This is a genomic window from Streptomyces sp. CA189, assembly GCF_056428985.1.
On record NZ_JBWJVM010000158.1, the window covers coordinates 1 to 3876 of the forward strand.

The window sequence follows — 3876 nt, forward strand, 5'->3', positions numbered from 1 at the left end:
ATGCATGATGGGACGGCAGGCACGGATCCCCCGGTGATCATGAAGCGTAGAGAACTCCATGATCGGGCGAACCGTGCCTGCCCTACTACTGCCGCCCAGTCGGGCACCTACTGGCGGACGTTCTAAGTGGTCGGCTCCGGAAGTCCTTCGGGGGTTGATCAGGCAGCCAGGGCGACGGAGGGTTTTCTTGTCGACCGACGGGGGCGCCTACGGAGCGGCTTCACGGTGACGGGGCGGCGGCGCTTGTGGTGACTGCGGTCTCAGGTGGTGGGCGGGGCTGTCGTGTGGCGAGTCTGCTGGATCAGAACGGTGGTGGCCCGTTCCAGGAGTTCGCAGAGTGAGGCGTGTTCGGAGGGTGTGAACGCGTCGGTGAGTGCGCGCTCAAGGATGATCACCTCCTGGTAGGCGCGGTCCAGCAGTGCCTGGCCCTCATCGGTGAGGGTGGCGATCTGCACCTTGGCGTGCACGGGGGACGTCTCGCGGTGGATGAGTTCCTTGGTCTCCATGTTGGTCAGCACGCTGCTCATGCTCTGCTGCGTCACCCCGCAGGAGCGGGCCAGCTGGGCGCCGGACATGCCGCCTTCGCGCAAGAGGATCAGCAGCACGGTGTACTGCGTCATGGTCAGCCCGTAGGCGCGCAGTACTGCCTCGTGGTGCGCCATCAACGCCTGCTCCGACCGCCTGATCCGGGTGCAGAGGTCGTTCTCGATCGGGGCTTCCACGGCACACTCCCTCAATTAACAGGTTCATGGGTTGACTCAGGGACCTTATATGCATACGGTCCTCGACTGTAAGGATACTGAGTCAACGCAGGGGGCTGTAATCATGAAGGCTGTCGTTCTCGACACTGATGACCACTACCGGGTCGCCGAACTTGACGAGCCCACCCCTGGCCCCGGCCAGGTGGCGATCCGGGTCGCCTACGCAGGGATCCAGTGGGGCGACACCATGGTCCGGGACGGCCACTTCCCCGTGCCGCGCCCCTTCGTCCCGGGCTTCGAGGCGTCCGGGCACATCACCGCGGTCGGCGAGGGCGTCGACGCAAGCCGTGTCGGTGAGTCCGTCACTGCGCTGACCATGGCAGGCGCCTACGCCGAGGTGGTCCTGGCGCCCGCCGTGCTCACGTTGAGCATCGGTGACATGCCGCTGCGGACGGCCGCAGGTCTCGGGTGGGGCGCACCGACCGCCTACGACCTGATCAACACCGCCGCACAGGTGCGGCCCGGCGAGCGCGTGCTGATCCACGCCGCCGCCGGCTCGGTCGGCACCCTCGCCACCCAGTTCGCCCGACTGGCTGGAGCCGACCGGATCGTCGGTGTGGTCGGCACTGCCGACAGGGCCGACTACGCCGCGCAGTTCGGGTGCGACCAGGTCCTGCTGCGCGAGGAATTCCTGGCCAAGCTCGGCGACGACAAGTTCGACGTGATCCTCGACCCCGTCGGCGGCTCGACCCGCCAGGCCGGCCTCGTCGAGCAGCTCGCACCACACGGCCGACTGGTGGCATACGGCAACCTCGCCACGTACGAGCCGGTCCTGGCCAACGCCAACGACCTGCTCATGCACGGCAAATCGCTCCTGACCTACAACAGCAACCTGCTCAGCCAGACCCATCCCGAGCGGCTCGCCGACAGTGCCCGCCGTGCGCTCGGCCTCGTTGCCGACGGCCAGGTCCGCATGGACATCACCGCCGAGTACGACCTCGGGGAGCTGACCATGGCCGTGCAGCGCCTCGCGGAGGGCGCGACCCACGGCAAGAGCATCCTCCGCATCGCCTGACGGCATCCGTGCTGGGCAGCGGCCTTGGGCGCTGCCCAGCCCTGCCGGTGCCCCACACAGTCTCCAAAAGGTGGGCCGCCTCCGTCCATGCCCGTGTGTTCCGCCGTGCCCGTGGAACTGACCGCTTCCGAGCGCCACCGGCTCAAGAAGATGGCTTACGGCCACAAGACCCCGCACCAGGCACGCCAGCGGGCGACGATCGTGCTCCTGGCGGCGCAAGGCCGCTCCAACGCCCGGATCGCCACCGAAACCCGCCTGCATGTGGACACCGTGCGCCGCTGGCGCGGCCGGTTCGCGGCCAGCCGGATGCCCGCCCTGGCCGACCGCAAACGATCCGGGCGGCCACCGACGTTCACCGCGCTGCAGATCACCGAAGTCAAGGCCCTGGCCTGCCAGTTGCCCACCGAGTCCGGAACCCCGCTTTCACGCTGGTCATGCGCCGAGCTCGCGCGCGAGGCCGTCACCCGGGCCATCACCGACACGATTTCCGCCTCCACGGTGCGCCGCTGGCTCAAGGACGACGCACTCAAGCCCTGGCAACACCGCTCCTGGATCTTCATTCGCGACCCGAACTTCCGAGCCACGGCCCAGCGGATCCTGGACCTGTATGCGCGCACCTTTGACGGTGCCCCGCTCGGCGAAGGCGAGTACGTCATCTCCGCGGATGAGAAGACCTCCATCCAAGCCCGCTGCCGCTGCCACCCGACCCTGGCCCCGGGCCAGGCGCGAGCAATGCGCGTCAACCACACCTACGGGCGCGGCGGGGCCCTGGCCTACCTGGCCGCCTACGACATCCAGCGGGCCGAAGTCCGCGGACGCTGCGAACAGACCACAGGCATCGTGCCGTTCATGAACCTGGTCGAGCAGGTGATGGCCAGAGAGCCCTACTCCAGCGCGAAACGCGTCTTCTGGATCGTCGACAACGGCTCCTCGCATCGCGGCAAGAAGGCAGCCGACCGCCTGGCCTCCCGGTTCCCGAACGCCGTCATGGTCCACACACCCGTCCACGCATCCTGGCTGAACCAAATAGAGATCTTCTTCTCCATCGTGCAGCGCAAGGTCGTCTCACCCAACGACTTCACGGACCTCGACGAAGTCCGGAACCGGCTCCGAGCGTTCGAAGACCGCTACAACGCCACGGCACAGCCGTTCCAGTGGAAGTTCACCATCACCGACCTGGACGATCTACTGGCCCGACTCGACCGGCATCAAGCTGACCGACACGAAGAATCCTCCGTCGCCCCGGCAGCTTGATCAACCCCCGAAGGACTTGCGGAGCAGACCACTAAGATCCCCGGACGACGGCCGGCGCCGAGTCCGGCGGGCGCAGAGTCGAGCGGGCCCGGTACCGGTCGGGCTCAAGCGGGCCAGGTACCGGTCAGGCGTTTGGCGGCCACCGCGCCGCTGCGGTCGATGGCGGCCTTGACCGCGGCGAACACGGCGCCCTGGAGTGCCGCGGCGATGAGGATCTCCCGCCACGACCGGTCCTCGTCGGTCGCGCTCGGTGCATCGTCCTCGTGACCGAGCCGCTTCCAGAGCTGCTTGAAGGCCAGGCCGGCCAGCAGTCCGCCGGTGGCGCCGAGCGCCAGACCCACGGGTTTGTAGACGATCTTCGAGGTCTCCACCGCTGTCTCCGTCCGCTCGCCGCCCCACCGCTCCTGCCCCGCGTCGCACGCGGCTAACGCGCGGAGCCGTGCGCACCGCGGACGGCGCTCCGGCCACCGGGCGGGACGTACGTTTACCGGACGGGCAATCGGACAGACGCGGGCCGTCAGATGATCGCCAGCGATCGGAGTGAGAGCCGTGTCGGGTGAGCAGAAGATGAAGGCCAAGAAGGAACAGGCCAAGGGCAAGGCCAAGGAAGCGATGGGCCGCACCGTCGGCAACGAACGCCTCACCGCAGAGGGGCGCGCGGAACAGATGAAGGGTGACGCCCGCCAGGCCAAGGAGAAGGCCAAGGACGCCCTCAAGGACTAGATGATTGATTCCAAGGGGTAGCTGTACGGACGCGAGGGTGCCCACTCTCAGTTTGTGACGACCGAGATAGACACCCTCGCAACTGCACTGTACGTGCGGGTCGATGACCTTTTGAAGGCTTCG

5 protein-coding genes are annotated in these 3876 nt (G+C 67.5%); 3 read left to right on the top strand and 2 right to left on the bottom strand.

All coding sequences use genetic code 11. From position 1 onward, the window contains the following. Window positions 1-260: 260 nt before the first annotated feature. Complete coding sequence (locus tag AC061S_RS44175; RefSeq protein ID WP_478691531.1) at window positions 261-722, bottom strand: MarR family winged helix-turn-helix transcriptional regulator; 462 nt, start codon at window positions 720-722, stop codon at window positions 261-263. Window positions 723-825: 103 nt separating this feature from the next. On the opposite strand from AC061S_RS44175, the gene AC061S_RS44180 reads away from it, so the two are divergent. Next, window positions 826-1776, top strand: a complete 951-nt coding sequence (locus AC061S_RS44180) for a quinone oxidoreductase family protein (RefSeq protein WP_478691532.1) — start codon at window positions 826-828, stop codon at window positions 1774-1776. A gap of 87 nt (window positions 1777-1863) precedes the next feature. Further along, window positions 1864-3030 carry an IS630 family transposase gene (locus AC061S_RS44185; RefSeq protein ID WP_478691533.1) on the top strand — a complete coding sequence of 389 codons (1167 nt, stop codon included), beginning with the start codon at window positions 1864-1866 and terminating at the stop codon, window positions 3028-3030. A 104-nt stretch (window positions 3031-3134) separates the two neighbouring features. Here AC061S_RS44185 and AC061S_RS44190 read toward each other — a convergent pair whose 3' ends face one another. After that, the gene (locus tag AC061S_RS44190) at window positions 3135-3401 is read right to left on the bottom strand and encodes a DUF4235 domain-containing protein (protein ID WP_478691534.1); all 267 of its coding nucleotides are present in this window, start codon (window positions 3399-3401) and stop codon (window positions 3135-3137) included. Window positions 3402-3579: 178 nt separating this feature from the next. Here AC061S_RS44190 and AC061S_RS44195 point away from each other — a divergent pair, with 178 nt between their 5' ends. Then, the gene (locus AC061S_RS44195; RefSeq protein ID WP_478691535.1) at window positions 3580-3753 is read left to right on the top strand and encodes a CsbD family protein; all 174 of its coding nucleotides are present in this window, start codon (window positions 3580-3582) and stop codon (window positions 3751-3753) included. Window positions 3754-3876 lie beyond the last annotated feature (123 nt).

Coding starts and splice junctions, on each gene's coding strand:
- AC061S_RS44180 (WP_478691532.1), top strand. CDS start 826: ATGAAGGCTGTCGTTCTCGACACTGATGACCACTACCGGGTCGCCGAA.
- AC061S_RS44185 (WP_478691533.1), top strand. CDS start 1,864: ATGCCCGTGTGTTCCGCCGTGCCCGTGGAACTGACCGCTTCCGAGCGC.